Here is a 15,699-nt window from a genome sequence, read left to right as displayed (position 1 = left end):
ACGATGGACGAGGCACGGGCGCGGGAGGTGCTGGCCGCGGCGGACGTACTGCCCGGCCCGGCGTCGGAGGCGCGGCTGCTGGCCCTCGGCGAGAACGCGGTGTTCGCCGCCGGCGACCTGGCGGTCAAGGTGGGCCGCGACGCCGAACTCCTCGCGCGGGCCCGCCGGGAACTGGCCGTCGCCCTCTGGCTGGAGGAGGCGGGCGTGCCGGCGGTACGGGCGGCCGCCCCGGACCCGCTGACCGTCGACGGGCACCCGGTGACCGTGTGGCGGCGGCTGCCCGACCCCGTGCGGCCCACCGAGCCGCGGGACGTGGCCGCACTGCTCCGGCTGGTCCACGAACTCCCCCTCCCCTCCTCCTTCTGCCTGCCGCCCCGCGAGCTGCTGGGCGGTGTGGAACGCTGGCTGCGCCTGGCGGGCGACGTGATCGACCCGGCGGACGCGGCGTATCTGCGCGAGCGCAGGGACGGCTTCGCGTCGGCCGCCGCCGCGCTCACCCCGCACCTGACGCCGGGGCCCGTCCACGGGGACGCGCTGCCCCGCAACGTGCACGTCGGCCCCGACGGGCCGGTCCTGATCGACCTGGAGACCTTCTCCGCCGACCTTCGCGAGCACGACCTCGTGGTGATGGCGCTGAGCCGGGACCGCTACGGGCTGCCCGCCGAGGCCTACGACGCCTTCACCGCGACCTACGGCTGGGACGTGCGCGAATGGGACGGCTGTGCCGTGCTGCGCGGCGCCCGGGAGACCGCCAGCTGTGCGTGGGTGGCCCAGCACGCGCCGAGCAACCCGAAGGCGCTGGCCGAGTTCGAACGCAGGGTGGCGTCGCTGCGGGACGAGGACCCCGAGGTGCGCTGGTACCCCTTCTGACCCGGGGGCGTGCGATGGCGCCGGGCGGGTGACGGCCCGGGTCAGACCCGCTGGTCGGCCGGCTCCCCGGCCGACTCCCTCAGCGGCCAGGCCCCGTCGACGACGGCCGTGGCGTCGCCCTTGCGGCGCAGGAAGTTCTGGAAGTCCGCCGCCCACTCGGCGTACCACTCGATCTGGCGGCGGTGCAGGTCCGCCGGGCCGAGGGCCGCGACCTTGGGGTGGCGGCCGGCTATCGCGCAGGCCAGCCGGGCGGCGGCGAGGGCGTCGGCCGTGGCGTCGTGGGCGGCGTCGAGCGGAACGCCGTACTCCCGGCAGACCGCTTCCAGATTGCGCTTGCCCCTGCGGTAGCGGTCGACGGAACGGTCGATGGTGTACGGGTCGATGACCGGGGCGGGATCCAGGCCGCCCAGGCGCTCGCGCAGGGACGGCAGTCCGTGGCGCCGCAGCTCGGCGGAGAGCAGGGTGAGGTCGAAGGCCGCGTTGTAGGCGACGACCGGGACGCCGGCCTTCCAGTGGTCCGTGAGGACGCCGGCGATGGCGTCCGCGACCTGGTCGGCGGGGCGGCCCTCACCGGCCGCGCGTTCGTTGCTGATGCCGTGGACGGCGACCGCGTCCGCCGGGATCTCCACGCCGGGGTCGGCCAGCCACTCCCGCCTGCCGAGCGGCTCCGAGCCCCTGACCTCGATCACGGCCCCCGTGACGATGCGCGCCTCGTGCGGATCGGTGCCCGTCGTCTCCAGGTCGAAGCCGATCAGCAGCTCCCGGTGCCAGCCCATGGGCGGTCCCCCTTCTTGGTGGTGCTTTCCCCCAGTGGTCTTCACCTTCCCACGGACCACTGACAATCAGAGGATCGCATTCCGCTTACTCCCGCGCCGACGCCGGGCCCGCCGTCACGACACCGGCCTGGAATCCGCCCACATCAGCTCGAATTCCTCACGGTAGGTGGGGAAGAGTCCGCCCTCGTCGACCCGGTCCGACTTCACGACCTTTGCCCCGTTGCGCCCGTTGCGCAGGACCAGGACCGGTGCCTCCATGCCCCGCGTGCGGCGCAGGTAGGACTGCACGACCGCGATGCCGTCGGCGCCGTCCCCGTCGACGAGGTAGGCCGTGAAGCGGGGCGTCTCGTCGAAGACCTGGATCTCGAAGGCGCCCGGGTCCCGCAGCCGGGCCCGCACCCTCCGCATGTGCAGGATGTTCATCTCCACGGCGCGGCTCAGCTCGCCCCGCTTGATGCCCAGTTCGCGCTCGCGGCGTTTGATGGCGCTGGAGGCCGGGTTCAGGAAGAGCAGCCGCACCCGGCCGCCGGCCTCGGCCATCCGCAGCAGGCGGCGGCCGGAGAAGTTCTGCACGAGCAGGTTGAGGCCGATGCCGAGGGCGTCCACCCGGCGGGCGCTGCCGAACAGGTCCTCGGCGGGGAACTGGCGCAGCAGCCGCACCCGGTCGGAGTGCACGGCGACCACGTCGGCGTAGCGGTCCCCGACCAGGTCCTCCACCGCGTCCACCGGGAGCCGGCGCGCGGACGGCACGTCGCTGCCCGCGCCGAGCACTTCGAGCAGCCGCGCCGAGGCCCGTTCGGCCTGGTTCAGGACCGCCTCGGACAGGGCCCGGTTGCGGGAGACGACGTTGCGGGTGACCTCCAGCTCGTCCAGGGCCAGTTCGACGTCGCGGCGCTCGTCCACGTACGGCTCGAAGCAGGGCCAGTGCTGCACCATCAGCTCGCGCAGCTGGGGCAGGGTGAGGAAACTGAGGACGTTGTCGTCGGCCGGGTCGAGCAGGTAGCCCTTGCGGCGGCTGACCTCGCGCACCGCGACCGCGCGCTGCACCCACTCCTGGCCGGCGGGTCCGGCGGCGGCGACCACCCAGTCGTCGCCGTGGACCGGTTCGTAGACCGGCCGCAGGACGGCGGCCACGACCGCGCGCAGCCGCTGCTCGACGAGGTTCAGCCATATGTAGGCCCGGCCGGCCCGCTGCGCACGGGTGCGCACCTCGTGCCAGGCGTCGGCGTCCCAGTCCAGCTCCGGACCGATCGCGCCCGCGTTCATCGGCCGCGCCAGGGACACCGCACCGGGCGGGACGTCCGTGGAGTCCCCCTGATGACCCTCGTCACCAGGAGGCAGCTCCAGCCCTCCCGAGCCCACCCGAGTACCGCCTTCCGCTCCCCCGGTCACTGCCGGGGACACCCCGTCCCAACGATCAAGGAAGGGTACTCCGCCCGCGGTCCGCGGTGCAGCCCGATGGACGGGCCGGTTTTCACCAACCTCCTTGATCCACAGGCGTGTTCTCCTCGTGCTCACACCGGGGAGTGAGCGGATTCATAGCGGTGACGTGGGCGGGGTACGGCACAGGGGGCCGGGCACCCGCCCGAACCCGGACGGAGCAGAACGCCCACGGGTGGGTAGGAGGACGTACGTGCTAGGTGGTCACCTCACTTTCGGGGAGACTTCCGGGGGACTCGGAGCCAAGGCGTCCGCACCGGCGCCCCACACCTGAAAGAGTCGTGTTCATGCAGGTCTGGCCTGGAGAGGCGTATCCACTGGGTGCCACGTACGACGGCGCCGGCACCAACTTCGCGGTCTTCACGGAGGCCGCCGACCGAGTAGAGCTGTGTCTGCTGCACGACGACGGCTCGGAGACGGCGATCGAGCTGCGGGAGAGCGACGCCTTCGTGCGGCACGCGTACGTGCCGGGGGTGATGCCGGGGCAGCGGTACGGATACCGCGTGCACGGCCCGTACGCCCCGGAGCGCGGGCTGCGCTGCAACAGCGCCAAGCTGCTCCTCGATCCGTACGCGCGTGCGATCAGTGGGGCGGTCCAGTGGGGCGAGGAGGTGTACGGCTACCACTTCGGCGCACCCGAACGGCGCAACGACCTCGACTCGGCCCCGCACACGATGACGTCGGTCGTGGTCAACCCGTACTTCGACTGGGGCGACGACCGCCGCCCCCGGACGGAGTACCACCACACGGTGATCTACGAGGCCCACGTGAAGGGCCTGACCATGCGCCACCCAGGCCTGCCGGAGGAGCTGCGCGGCACCTACGCGGCCCTCGCGCACCCGGCGCTCATCGAGCACCTCACGGGGCTCGGGGTGACCGCGCTGGAGCTGATGCCGGTCCATCAGTTCGTCAACGACCACCGCCTGGTGGACATGGGCCTGAACAACTACTGGGGCTACAACACGGTCGGCTTCTTCGCCCCGCACAACGCGTACGCCTCCTGGGGCGACCGCGGCCAGCAGGTGCTGGAGTTCAAGTCGGCGGTCAAGGCGCTGCACGAGGCGGGGATCGAGGTGATCCTGGACGTCGTCTACAACCACACGGCCGAGGGCAACCACCTGGGCCCCACGCTGTCCTTCAAGGGCCTCGACAACCCCTCGTACTACCGGCTGGCCGACGACCCCCGCTACTACACGGACACCACGGGGACCGGCAACTCGCTGCTCATGCGCTCCCCGCACGTACTCCAGATGATCATGGACTCATTGCGGTACTGGGTCACCGAGATGCACGTCGACGGGTTCCGTTTCGACCTCGCGGCCACCCTGGCCCGGCAGTTCCACGAGGTGGACCGGCTGTCGTCGTTCTTCGACCTGGTGCAGCAGGACCCGGTGGTCTCGCAGGTGAAGCTGATCGCCGAGCCGTGGGACGTGGGCGAGGGCGGCTACCAGGTGGGCAACTTCCCGCCGCTGTGGACCGAGTGGAACGGCAAGTACCGGGACACGGTGCGGGACCTGTGGCGCGGCGAGCCGCGCACCCTGGCGGAGTTCGCCTCCCGGCTGACCGGGTCGTCCGACCTCTACCAGGACGACGGGCGCCGTCCACTGGCCTCGATCAACTTCGTGACCTGCCACGACGGCTTCACCCTGCACGACATGGTGGCCTACAACGACAAGCACAACCACGCCAACGGCGAGGACAACCGGGACGGCGAGAGCCACAACCGCTCCTGGAACTGCGGCGTCGAGGGCGACACCGACGACCCGGCGGTGCTGGAGCTGCGGGCGCGGCAGATGCGCAACTTCACGGCGACCCTGCTGCTCTCGCAGGGTGTCCCGATGATCAGCCACGGCGACGAGTTCGCCCGCACCCAGCACGGCAACAACAACGCCTACTGCCAGGACAACGAGCTGGCGTGGGTGGCGTGGCCCGACGACCACGACCTGCTGCGTTTCACCCGCGCGATGGTGTGGCTGCGCAAGGACCACCCGGTCCTGCGCAGGCGCCGCTTCTTCCACGGGCGTCCCGTGCAGGGCACGCACGACGAGCTGTCGGACATCGCCTGGTTCACCCCGGAGGGCGCGGAGATGACCCAGCGGGACTGGAACTCGGCGCGGGCCTCGGCGCTCACCGTGTTCCTGAACGGCAACGCGATCTCCGAGCCCGGCACCCGCGGGGAGCGCATCGCCGACGACTCGTTCCTGCTGATGTTCAACGCCTCGCCGAAGCCGCTCGACTTCGTGGTGCCGGTCGACCACGGCCGGCAGTGGGAGGTGGTCGTCGACACCGCGCTGACGGAGGGGGTGCCCGCGGGCACGGGCCCGAAGGTGCAGGCCGGGGACCGGCTGACCCTGCTGGACCGGAGCCTGACGGTGCTGCAGCGACCCGTGTAGGGGCCCGGACCCGGCCCCGGACCCGCACCGGCCCCCTGCACCCGTGCAGGGGGCCGGTGACAGGAAAGGCAGCGGGGCGGGTACGTAGGGTTCCATGACACCTGAGCGACCCGACCCGGTGCCGTCCCCGGCCTCTCCCGCCTCCGCCGTCACTCCCCCCGCCCCCGTCCCCTCGGCCACCTACCGGCTCCAGCTCCAGCCGGACTTTCCCTTCGGTGCCGCCGCGGCGGCCGTGCCGTATCTGGCCTCGCTCGGCGTGTCGCACCTGCACCTGTCCCCCGTCCTGGAGGCGGTCCCGGGCTCGCGGCACGGGTACGACGTCGTCGACCACGCACGCGTGCGCGCCGAGCTGGGCGGCGAGGAGGGGCTGAGGGCGCTGTCGCGCACCGCGCGGGAGCACGGTCTGGGTCTGGTGGTGGACATCGTGCCCAACCACATGGCGATGTCGCCGCGCCACAACCGCGCCCTGTGGGAGGTGCTGCGCGAGGGGCCCGAGTCGCCGTACGCGCGGTGGTTCGACATCGACTGGCGGGCACAGGGCGGCCGGCTGCTGCTGCCGGTGCTGGGCGCCCCGGTCGGCGAGGTGCTGGGCGACCTCCGGGTCGACGGCGACGTGCTGCGCTACCACGAGCACGCCTTCCCGCTGCGGGAGGGCACCGCGGACCTGCCGCTGCCACGGCTGCTGGACGCGCAGTGGTACCGCCCGGTGTGGTGGCGGCTGGCCCGGACGGAACTGAACTACCGGCGCTTCTTCAGCATCTCCGAGCTGATCGGCGTCCGCGTGGAGGACCCGGAGGTGTTCGACGCCACCCACGGCACGGTCCTGCGGCTGCTGCGCGAGGGCGTGATCCACGGACTGCGCGTCGACCACCCCGACGGCCTCGCCGACCCCGACGCGTACCTGGAGCGGCTGCACGAGGCCAGTGGCGGCCGGTGGACGGTGGTGGAGAAGATCCTCGCGGACGGCGAGCGGCTGCCCGCCGCCTGGCCCGTCGCCGGCACCACCGGGTACGACGCCCTGCGGCACGTCGACGGGCTCTTCACGGACCCCGAGGGGTACGGGCAACTGCTCGAACGGTACCGCGGGTTCGCCGCCCCGCCGGCGGACCGGGGCGGGGACTGGGCGGCGACGGTGCGGAGCGCGGCGTACGAGGTGCTCGCGCACGAACTGGCCGCAGAGACGGACCGGCTGACCCGGGTGGCGCACCGTCTGTGCGTCACCGCGCCCGACGTCACACTGCGCGACCGGGCGCCCTGGGCGCTGCGCACGGCGCTGCGGGAACTACTGGTCCGTATGGAGGTGTACCGGCCCTACGCGTCGGTGGACGCGGCGACGGTCGTCACCGAGGAGGCGGCGGCCGAGGCACGGCTCGCCTTCGCGGTGCCCGAGGAGGCCGGCGCGGTGGACGTCGTACGGGACCTGGTGCTGGGGCGGTACGGGGACGGTCCCGATCACGTGGAGTTCCGGACCCGGTTCGCGCAGACCGCGTCGGCGCTGCGTGCCAAGTCCGTCGAGGACACGGCCTTCTACCGCTACGTGCCGCTGCTGTCGGCGACCGAGGTGGGCGGCACCCCCGGCCGTCCGGCCGTGTCCGTGCGGGAGTTCCACGAGTACTGCGCGCGCGTGCAGCGCGACTGGCCCGCGACGGGCACGGTCGTCTCGACCCACGACACCAAACGCAGCGCCGACGTGCGCGCCGCGCTCGCGGTGCTCACCGAGTGCCCCGCGCGGTGGGCGTACGTCCTCACGGAGGTCACCCGGGCGGGTGCGGGCCTGCCGGACGGCCAGGCGGCGTGGGCGGCCTGGCAGACGGTGTTCGGGCTGGGCCCGGCGGACGAGGAGCGGGTGCGGGAGGCGCTGCTGAAGCATGTGCGCGAGGCGGGCACGCACACCAGCTGGACGGAGCAGGACCCCTCCTACGAGGAGGCGGTGGCCCGGTTCGTGGCGTCGGGACCGTGCGGCGCGCCGGGCGAACGGGTGGCCGCCCTGCGCAAGGCGCTCGAACCGCACGTCCGGGCCAACGTCCTCGGCACCGCCCTGGTCCATCTGACGATGCCGGGCGTGCCGGACCTCTACCAGGGCACCGAGCACGAGTACCTGGCGCTGGTGGACCCGGACAACCGCCGCGCGGTGGACTTCCCCGCCGCCGGGGCGCAGGGCGCGGCCGGGGGCGCCGGGGAGCGGGGGGAGAAGGCGGCGGTGACCCGGGCGGCGCTGGCGCTGCGGGCGCGGCGGCCCGGTGCCTTCGGTGGCACGGCGACGTACGAGCCGCTGCCCGCCGAGGGCCCGGCGGCGGCGCACTGCGTGGCGTTCGTCCGCTCCGGTGAGACCGTGACGGCCGTGACCCGGCTGTCGCTGCGGCTTGCGGAGGCGGGTGGCTGGCGCGGTACGACGCTGCCGCTGCCGCCGGGCCGGTGGGCGGACGCGCTGGCGCCGGGGCGCGAGTTCGCGGGGCACGCGCGCGTGGAGGACCTCTTCGCGGACACGCCGGTGGCGCTGCTGGAGCGGGTGGACACGGCGGCCGGGTAGCGGTGGAGGCGGGGCGGGGCCGCGGGTGTCAGTCCCGGTGCACCGGCACCGTGGCCTCGGCCCCCCGGCCGGGCTCGCCCGAGCGGGAGCCCGCGCCGGAGCGCCGCCCGGCCAGTTCGAACGCGGCCAGTACGACCCGGGTCTGGTACTCCACCTGGCGTCCGACCGGTATCCAGTGCGCCGCGCAGCCGTCGCGGTAGTCGGCGCAGCCCTCGTCCACGAGCCGGTCCAGCTCGGGCAGGACCCCTGCCGGATCGCCCCCGGTGCGGGTGACCAGCTGGTGCAGCAGTCCCGCGGTCCGCAGGGACAGGCGCCTCCCGGCCAGCCGCAGCGCGACGAGGTGGGACGTGTTCATCGGCGGCAGTGAGCGGCCGGTCCCGTCGTCGGTGTCGGGGTCCCAGGCGTCGGCGAGCCGGGGGCAGACCAGCAGGTAGTCGTCGACCGGTGCGAGCAGGTGGGCGGCCTCGGGCACGGTGGCGAGGTGGGGCCGCAGGCGGGCGAGGACGCGGTGCAGGCGCCGGGTGTCGTGGCGCAGGGTGCGGCTCACGGTGCGCAGCACGGTGTCGCGGTCGGCCGGGGGCGAGCCGTCCGCCACACCCGCCACGCCCCACATGGGTGCCTCGACGACCGCGGTGACGGTGCCGTAGCGGCGCGGGTGGCACCAGGTCGAGTCGACGGCGGCCTCGGTGATGGCGGCGGTGAAGTCGCCGCGGCGGGGCGGCGGGATGCGGTAGACGGCGGGTCCGAGGTCGGGCCAGTACAGGGTGTCGTAGGCGCCGAGTTCGCGGGGTATGCCGAGCCGGGCGGCGGTGTGGGAGACGCGTTGGGCGAGGCCCGGCAGGTCGTGGGTCAGCTCGACGAAGCCGCCGCCGACGTCCACGCCGTGCAGGGAGCACTGCAGGAAGGGGCGCAGCTCCTCCTGGAGCGCCAGCAGGGTGCGGGTCTCCGGCAGCGTGGCGCGGTCCGGGCCGTCGGGCAGCCACTCGGGCTGTTCCAGGAAGCCGGGCCGGAAGAAGTTCCGCGCGTAGCGGCCGAGGGTGTAGGGGCCGGTCAGCCAGCCCTCGTTGCGGCGCAGCCCGTCGGGGTCGACGCACAGCAGCAGGTTCCAGGTGGCGTCGGCGCCCTCGGTGAGCCGGGGGTCTGCCACGGCCCGCTCGGCCAGCCGCAGGGCGGTGGCGCCGCCCACGGGTTCGTTCGCGTGCGGTCCGGCGACGACGAGGACCTGCCGGCTGCCGTGGCCGACGGAGAGCAGCAGCAGCGGGTCTCCCGCGCGGGAGGTGCCGACACGGCGCAGCCGGGCGTGCCGGGGATGCCGGGCGACGAACGCGGCGGCCCGGGCCCCCAGCTCGTCCACGGTCGGGTAGCGCAGGAGGGGTGGCAGGGCACACCTCCACGAAGCGGGCCGTCGGTTCACCTGGAGTGCGCGGTGTACGCACAGTCAGTCACGAGTTGGGGGGTACGTCAACACCGCGAAAAGCAAAGAGGATCCGGGCGTGTCAGTTCGCCGCCAGGCGGAAGGCCATCCGGCCGAAGCCGATCTGGTCGCCCTCGCGGACGACGGCCGCGCCGATGACCCGGCGCCCGTTGACCGTGGTGCCGTTGGTGGATCCCAGGTCGCGCAGCACCCACATGCCGCCCTGGCGGCTCAGCTCGGCGTGCACCCGGGAGACCGTCTCGTGGCTCAGCCGCAGCCCGCTCGCGGGGTCGCGCCCTATGCGCAGGGGGTGCCCGGCGCCGGGGTGGGGCAGCAGCAGCTTGGGCAGCCGCTCGGCCCGCCACGCCCGGCCGAGCCGGGCACCGAACCCGGACACCGCCTCGACGGTGCCGAACACCATTCGCGACAGCCGGCCCTCGGTGTGCAGGTCCGCGGTGAGCACGGCCAGCTCCTCCAGGCGGCGGGCGGCGAGCGCCAGCTCCATCCGGCGGATGAACGTGTCGTGCGACAGGCGCCCCATGGCAACGCCGTCCCGGAGCACGCTCAGCGCCTTGTCGCGCTCCGCGTCCGACAACCGGGCGGGGTACGTGTGGAACTCGAAGGACGACGTCACGCAGCTGATTGTCGGTCAGCGGGGCCGGGGTGTCCAGGAAACGGGAAAACGGCGGGACGCCCCGCGCGCGTGCGGCACGACACTCGCCGCGAGCCGGGGCAATCCCCAGCGGAACGATCTCTTTTGCAGGACCATGAGTGCGGCTACATCACGGTGAGCAGACGAAGGGGAACCGTCCGTGCAGTTCGAGGTGTGGGCACCGCAGGCCGGCCGAGTGACGTTGCAGTGCGACGGCGCCACGCGCGCGCTGGAGCGTGATCCGGAACGGCCCGGGTGGTGGTGCGGCGAGGCCGAGGCGCGGGACGGCTCGCGGTACGGATTCGCGGTGGACGACGGGCCGGTACTGCCGGACCCGCGCTCGCGCCGCCAGCCGGACGGTCCGGACGGGCTCAGCGCGGTCGTCGACCACGGCGGGTACGGGTGGCGCGTCCCGTGGGCCGGGCGTCCGCTGCCCGGCGGTGTGCTGTACGAGCTGCACGTGGGGACGTACACGCCCGAGGGCACGCTCGACGCCGCCGCCGAACGCCTCGACCACCTGGTACGGCTGGGCGTCACGCACGTCGAGCTGATGCCGCTGTGCCCCTTTCCCGGACGGCACGGCTGGGGGTACGAGGGGGTCTCGCTGTGGGCGGTGCACGAGCCGTACGGCGGGCCCGAGGCACTGAAACGGTTCGTCGACCGGGCGCACGGGCTCGGCCTCGGTGTGGTCCTGGACGTGGTGCACAACCACCTGGGCCCGTCCGGCAACTACCTGCCCGCCTTCGGCCCGTACTTCACCGACACCCATCACACGCCCTGGGGCGTCGCCGTGAACCTGGACGCGCCCGGCTCCGACGAGGTGCGGGCGTATCTCGTGGACAGCGCGCTGGCGTGGCTGCGGGACTACCGGATCGACGGGCTGCGCCTGGACGCGGTGCACGCGCTGGTCGACACGCGCGCGTGCCACTTCCTGGAGCAGCTGTCGGCCGCCGTGGACGACCTCGCGGCCGACCTGGACCGGCCGCTCTTCCTGATCGCCGAGTCCGACCTGAACGACCCGCGGATCATCACCCCGCGCGCGGAGGGCGGCCTGGGCGTCCACGCGCAGTGGAACGACGACTTCCACCACGCGCTGCACGCCGCGCTGACCGGGGAGTCGCAGGGCTACTACGCCGACTTCGCGCGCGATCCGCTGGCGGCGCTCGCCAAGACGCTGACCCGGGGGTACTTCCACGACGGCACGTACTCCAGTTTCCGGGGCCGCTCGCACGGCCGTGCGCTGGACCGCGGCCGGGTTGCAGCGCACCGGCTGACCGGCTACGGCCAGACCCACGACCAGGTCGGCAACCGTGCCCAGGGCGACCGCCTGGCCTCGCTGGTCTCCCCCGGTCTGGCCGCCTGCGCGGCCACGCTGACCCTGACGGCACCTTTCACGCCGATGCTGTTCATGGGCGAGGAGTGGGCGGCCGGCACCCCGTGGCAGTTCTTCACCGACCACACGGATCCGCAGCTCGCCGAGGCGGTACGCAGCGGCAGGCGGCGGGAGTTCGCCGCGCACGGCTGGCGGGAGGAGGACGTGCCCGACCCGCAGGACCCGGCGACGCGCGAGCGCTCCTGCCTCGACTGGTCGGAGCCGGAGAGCGAACCGCACGCGCGCGTACTGGACTGGTACCGGCGGCTGATCGCCCTGCGGGCCGAACAGCCGGACCTGACCGACCCGGACCTGGCCGACACCAGGGTGGCGTACGACGGCGCGGCGCGCTGGCTGGCCTTCCGGCGCGGCGACATCCGGGTGGCGGTCAACCTGGGCACGGAACCGGCGGCGATCCCGCTGGGCAACCGCCCCGCTCGCGTGCTCGCGGCGTGGGAACCGGTGGAGGGCCCGGGCACGAACGGGATACTGCGCGTGCCGGGCGAGTCGAGCGTGGTGCTGGTGCAGGAGTGAAGGCCCGTCAGGACCGATGCGGTCAGGACCGGCCGTGGTCGGCGTCGTCGTCGGCGGCGTCGCGCAGTTCCGTCACGCGTTCCAGGAGGATCGGTTCCCAGGCGTGCCGCAGCCGGGTCCTGAGCAGGGGCAGCGGTACGCCGGAGCGGCCCGCGAGGGCCTCCGCGAGGTGGACGACCGCGTCGCACCGGGCCAGCCACAGGCCGCGCAGGCAGGGCCGGGCGCCGTAACCGGCGAGGGTGGCGGCGCGGACGGCGGCCGGTGAGCCGACGGACAGGGCGAGCCCGGCGATGTCCTCGGCCGGGTCGCCGAGGACCGCGTCGCTCCAGCCGAGGACCCCGCGCACCCGGCCGTCGGCGCCGACCACGAGGTGGGCGCCGGTCAGCCCGTGGTGGACGAGGACCGCCGCGCCCTGCTGGACGCCGAGCTGGGCCGCCGCCTCCCGGGTCAGCCGCTCCGGGCGCGCGGCGTCGAACTCGTCGGCGGGGGCGAGGCGGCGGGCGGCACGCTCGGCGGACTGCCGCAGGGTCTCCAGGGAGCGCGGGGCCACCCGCGGCACCCCGAGCGTCTCGGCCTGCCGGACCGGCACCTCCCGCAGGCCGGTGAGCAGCGCCGCCAGGTCCGCCTCGCCCAGGGCGGACACGTCGTGGTCCTCGCCCGAACCGCCGGCCACCTTCGCGTCCAGCGTGTAGGCGAGGCCCGGTGACCACTCGCCGTGCGCCACGCTGGCCGGCAGCGTGACCGGCACGTGGGGCCGGACCAGTTCGCGCAGACGCAGTTCGCGGCGTGTGCGCACCGCGGTCTCCCGGTCGCCGGCCAGCCGCAGGACGTGCCGGGTGCCGACCCACCAGGTGTCGGGTTCGGCGCCGTCGGTGACCGGCCGGACGTCGGGGTCCGTGCTCCCGCCCAGCAGGGAGCGGACGAGTCGGCGGACGGTGTCCGCGGTGGGTGTCGGTGCCTGGGTCATCTCGCGCCGTCCGCCGTCGTCTTCCGGGTCTGCCGGGGCGTTCAGGGTCCGTCGGTCGCCGGTCACTCGACCATGACCATCTCCCGGGTGGTGTCGTTGAGCCGCCGGCCACCGTCCCCGGTGACGGTGACGATGTCCTCGATGCGTACCCCGAACCGTCCGGGCAGATAGACGCCGGGCTCGACGGAGAAGCACATGCCGGGCACCAGGGGCTGCTCCTCGCCCTCGATCATGTAGGGCGGTTCGTGCGTGGTGACGCCGATGCCGTGCCCGGTGCGGTGGATGAAGTACTCGCCGTACCCGGCGTCGGCGATGACCGCGCGGGCGGCCCGGTCGACGTCCTGGCAGGCGGCGCCGGGCCGCACCGCCCGGAACCCGGCCTCCTGCGCCTCGCGGACCAGGTCGTGCACCCGGCGTTCCTCGTCCGTGGGTTCACCCACGTGGACGGTGCGGGAGGTGTCGGAGCCGTAGCCGTCCTTCAGGCCGCCGAAGTCGAGGACGATCATGTCGCCGTCCTCGATGACACGGTCGCCGACCTCGTGGTGCGGGTTGGCGCCGTTGGGTCCCGAGGCGACGATGGTGAAGTCGACCCGGGAGTGCCCGAACCGGCGCAGCAGGCCGGCGAGGTCGGTGGCCACCTGGGACTCCCGGCGTCCGCCGAAGCGGACCTTCCGGATCTCCTCGAAGGCGGCGTCCGCGGCCGCGCCCGCCGCCGCCAGCAGCTCCAGCTCCGCCGTGTCCTTGACCGCGCGGAGCATCGGCAGCGCCTCGGTGAGGGAGGCGTAGGACGTGCCGGGCAGGATGCGCTGAAGGGCCAGCAGATGCATCGCCCAGGCGTTGTCGCTGATCCCGAACCGTCCGGACCCGTCGAGGAGGGTGGCGGCGGCCGCGTAGGGGTCCTTGCCGTCGGTCCAGTCGCGCAGGGTCAGGGCGGGCGCGCCGGCCGCATTCTCGGCGTCGGGGGCCTCAAGCGTCGGGACGACGAGCACCGGGTCGCGGCCGGGGGCGAGGACGAGCAGCGTGAGCCGCTCGGTGTCCGCCGTCGGCGCGTAACCGGTGAGCCACACCAGGTCGGGGCCGGGGGCCACCAGCAGCCCGGCCAGTCCGGCATCGGCGGCCGCACGCGCGGCGCGCTCCATGCGGGCCCGGTAGTCGTCGGCGGTGAAGGAAGCGGCGGGCCTGCTGTCGGTCATCCGGGCCTCCCGGGGCGGAAGAGTGAAGGGACCACGGGCAGCATCCTGCCCCCAGGACGGGGGCGACGCGAGCCCATTGGCATTGCCCGGTCCTCACTACTAATGGTTGGATGCCGTGCAAGCATTAACATCGGGGGCGTCGCGGTCCGGGCGCCCGGAGGAGGCCGACACCGTGCTCGTACTCGCACACATCAGCGATCTGCATCTGGACGGAAGCCCGCGGGCCACGGAGCGCGCCGAGCGGGTGCGCGACCGGCTGTGGCGGCTGCCGGGGCGGGTGGACGCGCTCCTGGTCACCGGGGACATCGCGGACCACGGCACGGAGACGGAGTACGAAGAGGCGGCCCGCGTTCTGGGGCTGCGCGAGGGCTCCGCGCCGTTTCCCGTACTCACCTGCCCGGGCAACCACGACAGCCGCGCTCCCTACCGCAAGGCGCTGCTCGGCCGCCCCGCCGCCGACGGCCCGGTCAACGGCTTGCACGTCTTCGACGGCGGTGCGGTCCTGATGTGCGACTCCAGCGTCCCGGGCAGCGACGAGGGCGAGCTGGACGAGGAGACGTACGGCTGGATCGAGGCGTCGCTCGACGGGCTCGACGACGGCCTGCCGGCCCTGCTCGCCTTCCACCACCCGCCCGCGCCGCTGCACCACCCCCTGCCCGACTCCTGCCGGCTGCGCGGCCCCGAGCGCCTGGCCGCACTGCTGGAACGCCGGCCCGCGGTGGCCGGGCTGATCACGGGTCACGCCCACACCCCCGCCGCCACCGTGTTCGCCGGACGGCCACTGGTGGTGGGCCCCGGGGTGACGTGGACGCTGCGGCTGCCCTGGGAGGGCGAGCAGGTCGCGGACCGGGACGCTCCGGTCGGGCTGGCCTACCACGTGCTGGACGACACCGGCCGACTCACGAGCCACTTCCGCACGGTCACGTGACGACGCCCGGTACGGCCGTCAGCTGCTGGTAGCCGCCGCTCCGGTGGCGCACGGTGAGCTTGACCTTCTTGCCGGGCTCGGCGCGGGCCACGGCGCGGGCCAGGTCGGCGGCCGAGTCGACGCGGGTCGTGCCGACCGCCAGCAGTACGTCGCCCCGGACCAGGCCCGCCGCGTACCCGGGGCCCGGCACGTGGACGCCCACCACCCGGGCCCCGGGCCTCTCGTCGTCCACGGCCTCCACGCCGAGGGTCGCGCCGGCCGGTGCAGGCGAGGGGGACGCGCCGTCGGGCTCACCGGCCGACGGGTTCGCCGGGGCGGCCCGCGTGTCCGTCCCCGTCCCGGCTCCCCCCGCGCCTGCTCCCGGCCCGCCCGGGCCCGGTGCCCCGGCCTGCTGCCGCAGTTCGGCCAGCTTGCTCATGCCGATCACCGTGGCGCCCACCGTGCCGAGCCCCACGCCCGTGAGGACGAGGGCGCTCGCGGCGAGCACGCCGAGCAGCAGGGTGACCACGCGTCGCCGGCGCCCGGCACGGGGAGGCCCGGCGGTGCCGGGCCCGGTGCCTGGTCCCGGGTCCCGGCCGGGCATCGGCTTGGGACGCAACGCTGTCTGTTCCATGGATCGCCTCCGGGAGG

12 protein-coding genes are annotated in these 15,699 nt (G+C 74.2%); 5 read left to right on the top strand and 7 right to left on the bottom strand.

Going from position 1 to position 15,699, the window contains the following annotated elements:
* Positions 1-3 precede the first annotated feature (3 nt).
* Positions 4-870 carry a phosphotransferase enzyme family protein gene (locus ACIQFU_RS25685; protein ID WP_402554518.1) on the top strand — a complete coding sequence of 289 codons (867 nt, stop codon included), beginning with the start codon at positions 4-6 and terminating at the stop codon, positions 868-870.
* Between the two features lie 41 nt (positions 871-911).
* On the opposite strand, the gene ACIQFU_RS25680 is transcribed toward ACIQFU_RS25685, so the two are convergent.
* Positions 912-1,646, bottom strand: coding sequence for a 3'-5' exonuclease (locus ACIQFU_RS25680; protein WP_402554517.1), 735 nt, complete (start codon positions 1,644-1,646; stop codon positions 912-914).
* Between the two features lie 114 nt (positions 1,647-1,760).
* Entirely contained in the window at positions 1,761-3,008 is a 1,248-nt protein-coding gene (locus tag ACIQFU_RS25675; RefSeq protein ID WP_402554516.1) for an SAV2148 family HEPN domain-containing protein, read from the bottom strand.
* A gap of 365 nt (positions 3,009-3,373) precedes the next feature.
* Here ACIQFU_RS25675 and glgX point away from each other — a divergent pair, with 365 nt between their 5' ends.
* The gene (gene glgX, locus ACIQFU_RS25670) at positions 3,374-5,479 is read left to right on the top strand and encodes a glycogen debranching protein GlgX (RefSeq protein ID WP_402554515.1); all 2,106 of its coding nucleotides are present in this window, start codon (positions 3,374-3,376) and stop codon (positions 5,477-5,479) included.
* Positions 5,480-5,573: 94 nt separating this feature from the next.
* Positions 5,574-8,009, top strand: coding sequence for a malto-oligosyltrehalose synthase (treY, locus tag ACIQFU_RS25665; protein WP_402554514.1), 2,436 nt, complete (start codon positions 5,574-5,576; stop codon positions 8,007-8,009).
* A 28-nt stretch (positions 8,010-8,037) separates the two neighbouring features.
* Here treY and ACIQFU_RS25660 read toward each other — a convergent pair whose 3' ends face one another.
* Positions 8,038-9,363, bottom strand: a complete 1,326-nt coding sequence (locus ACIQFU_RS25660; protein WP_402554513.1) for a M14 family zinc carboxypeptidase — start codon at positions 9,361-9,363, stop codon at positions 8,038-8,040.
* 142 nt (positions 9,364-9,505) lie between these two features.
* Complete coding sequence (locus tag ACIQFU_RS25655; protein ID WP_402554512.1) at positions 9,506-10,057, bottom strand: FHA domain-containing protein; 552 nt, start codon at positions 10,055-10,057, stop codon at positions 9,506-9,508.
* 178 nt (positions 10,058-10,235) lie between these two features.
* Here ACIQFU_RS25655 and treZ point away from each other — a divergent pair, with 178 nt between their 5' ends.
* Positions 10,236-11,981 carry a malto-oligosyltrehalose trehalohydrolase gene (treZ, locus tag ACIQFU_RS25650; RefSeq protein ID WP_402554511.1) on the top strand — a complete coding sequence of 582 codons (1,746 nt, stop codon included), beginning with the start codon at positions 10,236-10,238 and terminating at the stop codon, positions 11,979-11,981.
* 22 nt (positions 11,982-12,003) lie between these two features.
* Here treZ and ACIQFU_RS25645 read toward each other — a convergent pair whose 3' ends face one another.
* A complete protein-coding gene (locus tag ACIQFU_RS25645) occupies positions 12,004-12,948 on the bottom strand; it encodes an aminoglycoside phosphotransferase family protein (protein ID WP_402554510.1) in 945 nt (314 codons plus the stop codon).
* Positions 12,949-13,010: 62 nt separating this feature from the next.
* Complete coding sequence (locus tag ACIQFU_RS25640) at positions 13,011-14,141, bottom strand: aminopeptidase P family protein (protein WP_402554509.1); 1,131 nt, start codon at positions 14,139-14,141, stop codon at positions 13,011-13,013.
* Between the two features lie 172 nt (positions 14,142-14,313).
* Between ACIQFU_RS25640 and ACIQFU_RS25635 the strand changes: the two genes are divergently transcribed.
* Positions 14,314-15,069, top strand: a complete 756-nt coding sequence (locus tag ACIQFU_RS25635) for a metallophosphoesterase (protein WP_402554508.1) — start codon at positions 14,314-14,316, stop codon at positions 15,067-15,069.
* Here ACIQFU_RS25635 and ACIQFU_RS25630 read toward each other — a convergent pair.
* Positions 15,062-15,682 (bottom strand): PDZ domain-containing protein, encoded by a 621-nt coding sequence (locus ACIQFU_RS25630; protein WP_402554507.1) that lies wholly within the window; start codon positions 15,680-15,682, stop codon positions 15,062-15,064. The two genes, ACIQFU_RS25635 and ACIQFU_RS25630, sit on opposite strands and share 8 nt — an antisense overlap.
* Between the last annotated feature and the right edge of the window lie 17 nt (positions 15,683-15,699).

The sequence above is a fragment of the Streptomyces sp. NPDC093065 genome, from assembly GCF_044754585.1.
Taxonomy (GTDB): domain Bacteria; phylum Actinomycetota; class Actinomycetes; order Streptomycetales; family Streptomycetaceae; genus Streptomyces.
The sequence above is the reverse complement of the archived record's forward strand: the minus strand, read 5'-3'. Positions and strand labels throughout refer to the sequence as shown.

What these genes read in the sequence shown, in the direction of transcription:
- treY (WP_402554514.1), top strand. Translation starts at nt 5,574, where the DNA reads ATGACACCTGAGCGACCCGACCCGGTGCCGTCCCCGGCCTCTCCCGCC.
- ACIQFU_RS25685 (WP_402554518.1), top strand. Translation starts at nt 4, where the DNA reads ATGGACGAGGCACGGGCGCGGGAGGTGCTGGCCGCGGCGGACGTACTG.
- ACIQFU_RS25645 (WP_402554510.1), bottom strand. Translation starts at nt 12,948, where the DNA reads ATGACCCAGGCACCGACACCCACCGCGGACACCGTCCGCCGACTCGTC.
- ACIQFU_RS25640 (WP_402554509.1), bottom strand. Translation starts at nt 14,141, where the DNA reads ATGACCGACAGCAGGCCCGCCGCTTCCTTCACCGCCGACGACTACCGG.
- glgX (WP_402554515.1), top strand. Translation starts at nt 3,374, where the DNA reads ATGCAGGTCTGGCCTGGAGAGGCGTATCCACTGGGTGCCACGTACGAC.
- ACIQFU_RS25680 (WP_402554517.1), bottom strand. Translation starts at nt 1,646, where the DNA reads ATGGGCTGGCACCGGGAGCTGCTGATCGGCTTCGACCTGGAGACGACG.
- ACIQFU_RS25630 (WP_402554507.1), bottom strand. Translation starts at nt 15,682, where the DNA reads ATGGAACAGACAGCGTTGCGTCCCAAGCCGATGCCCGGCCGGGACCCG.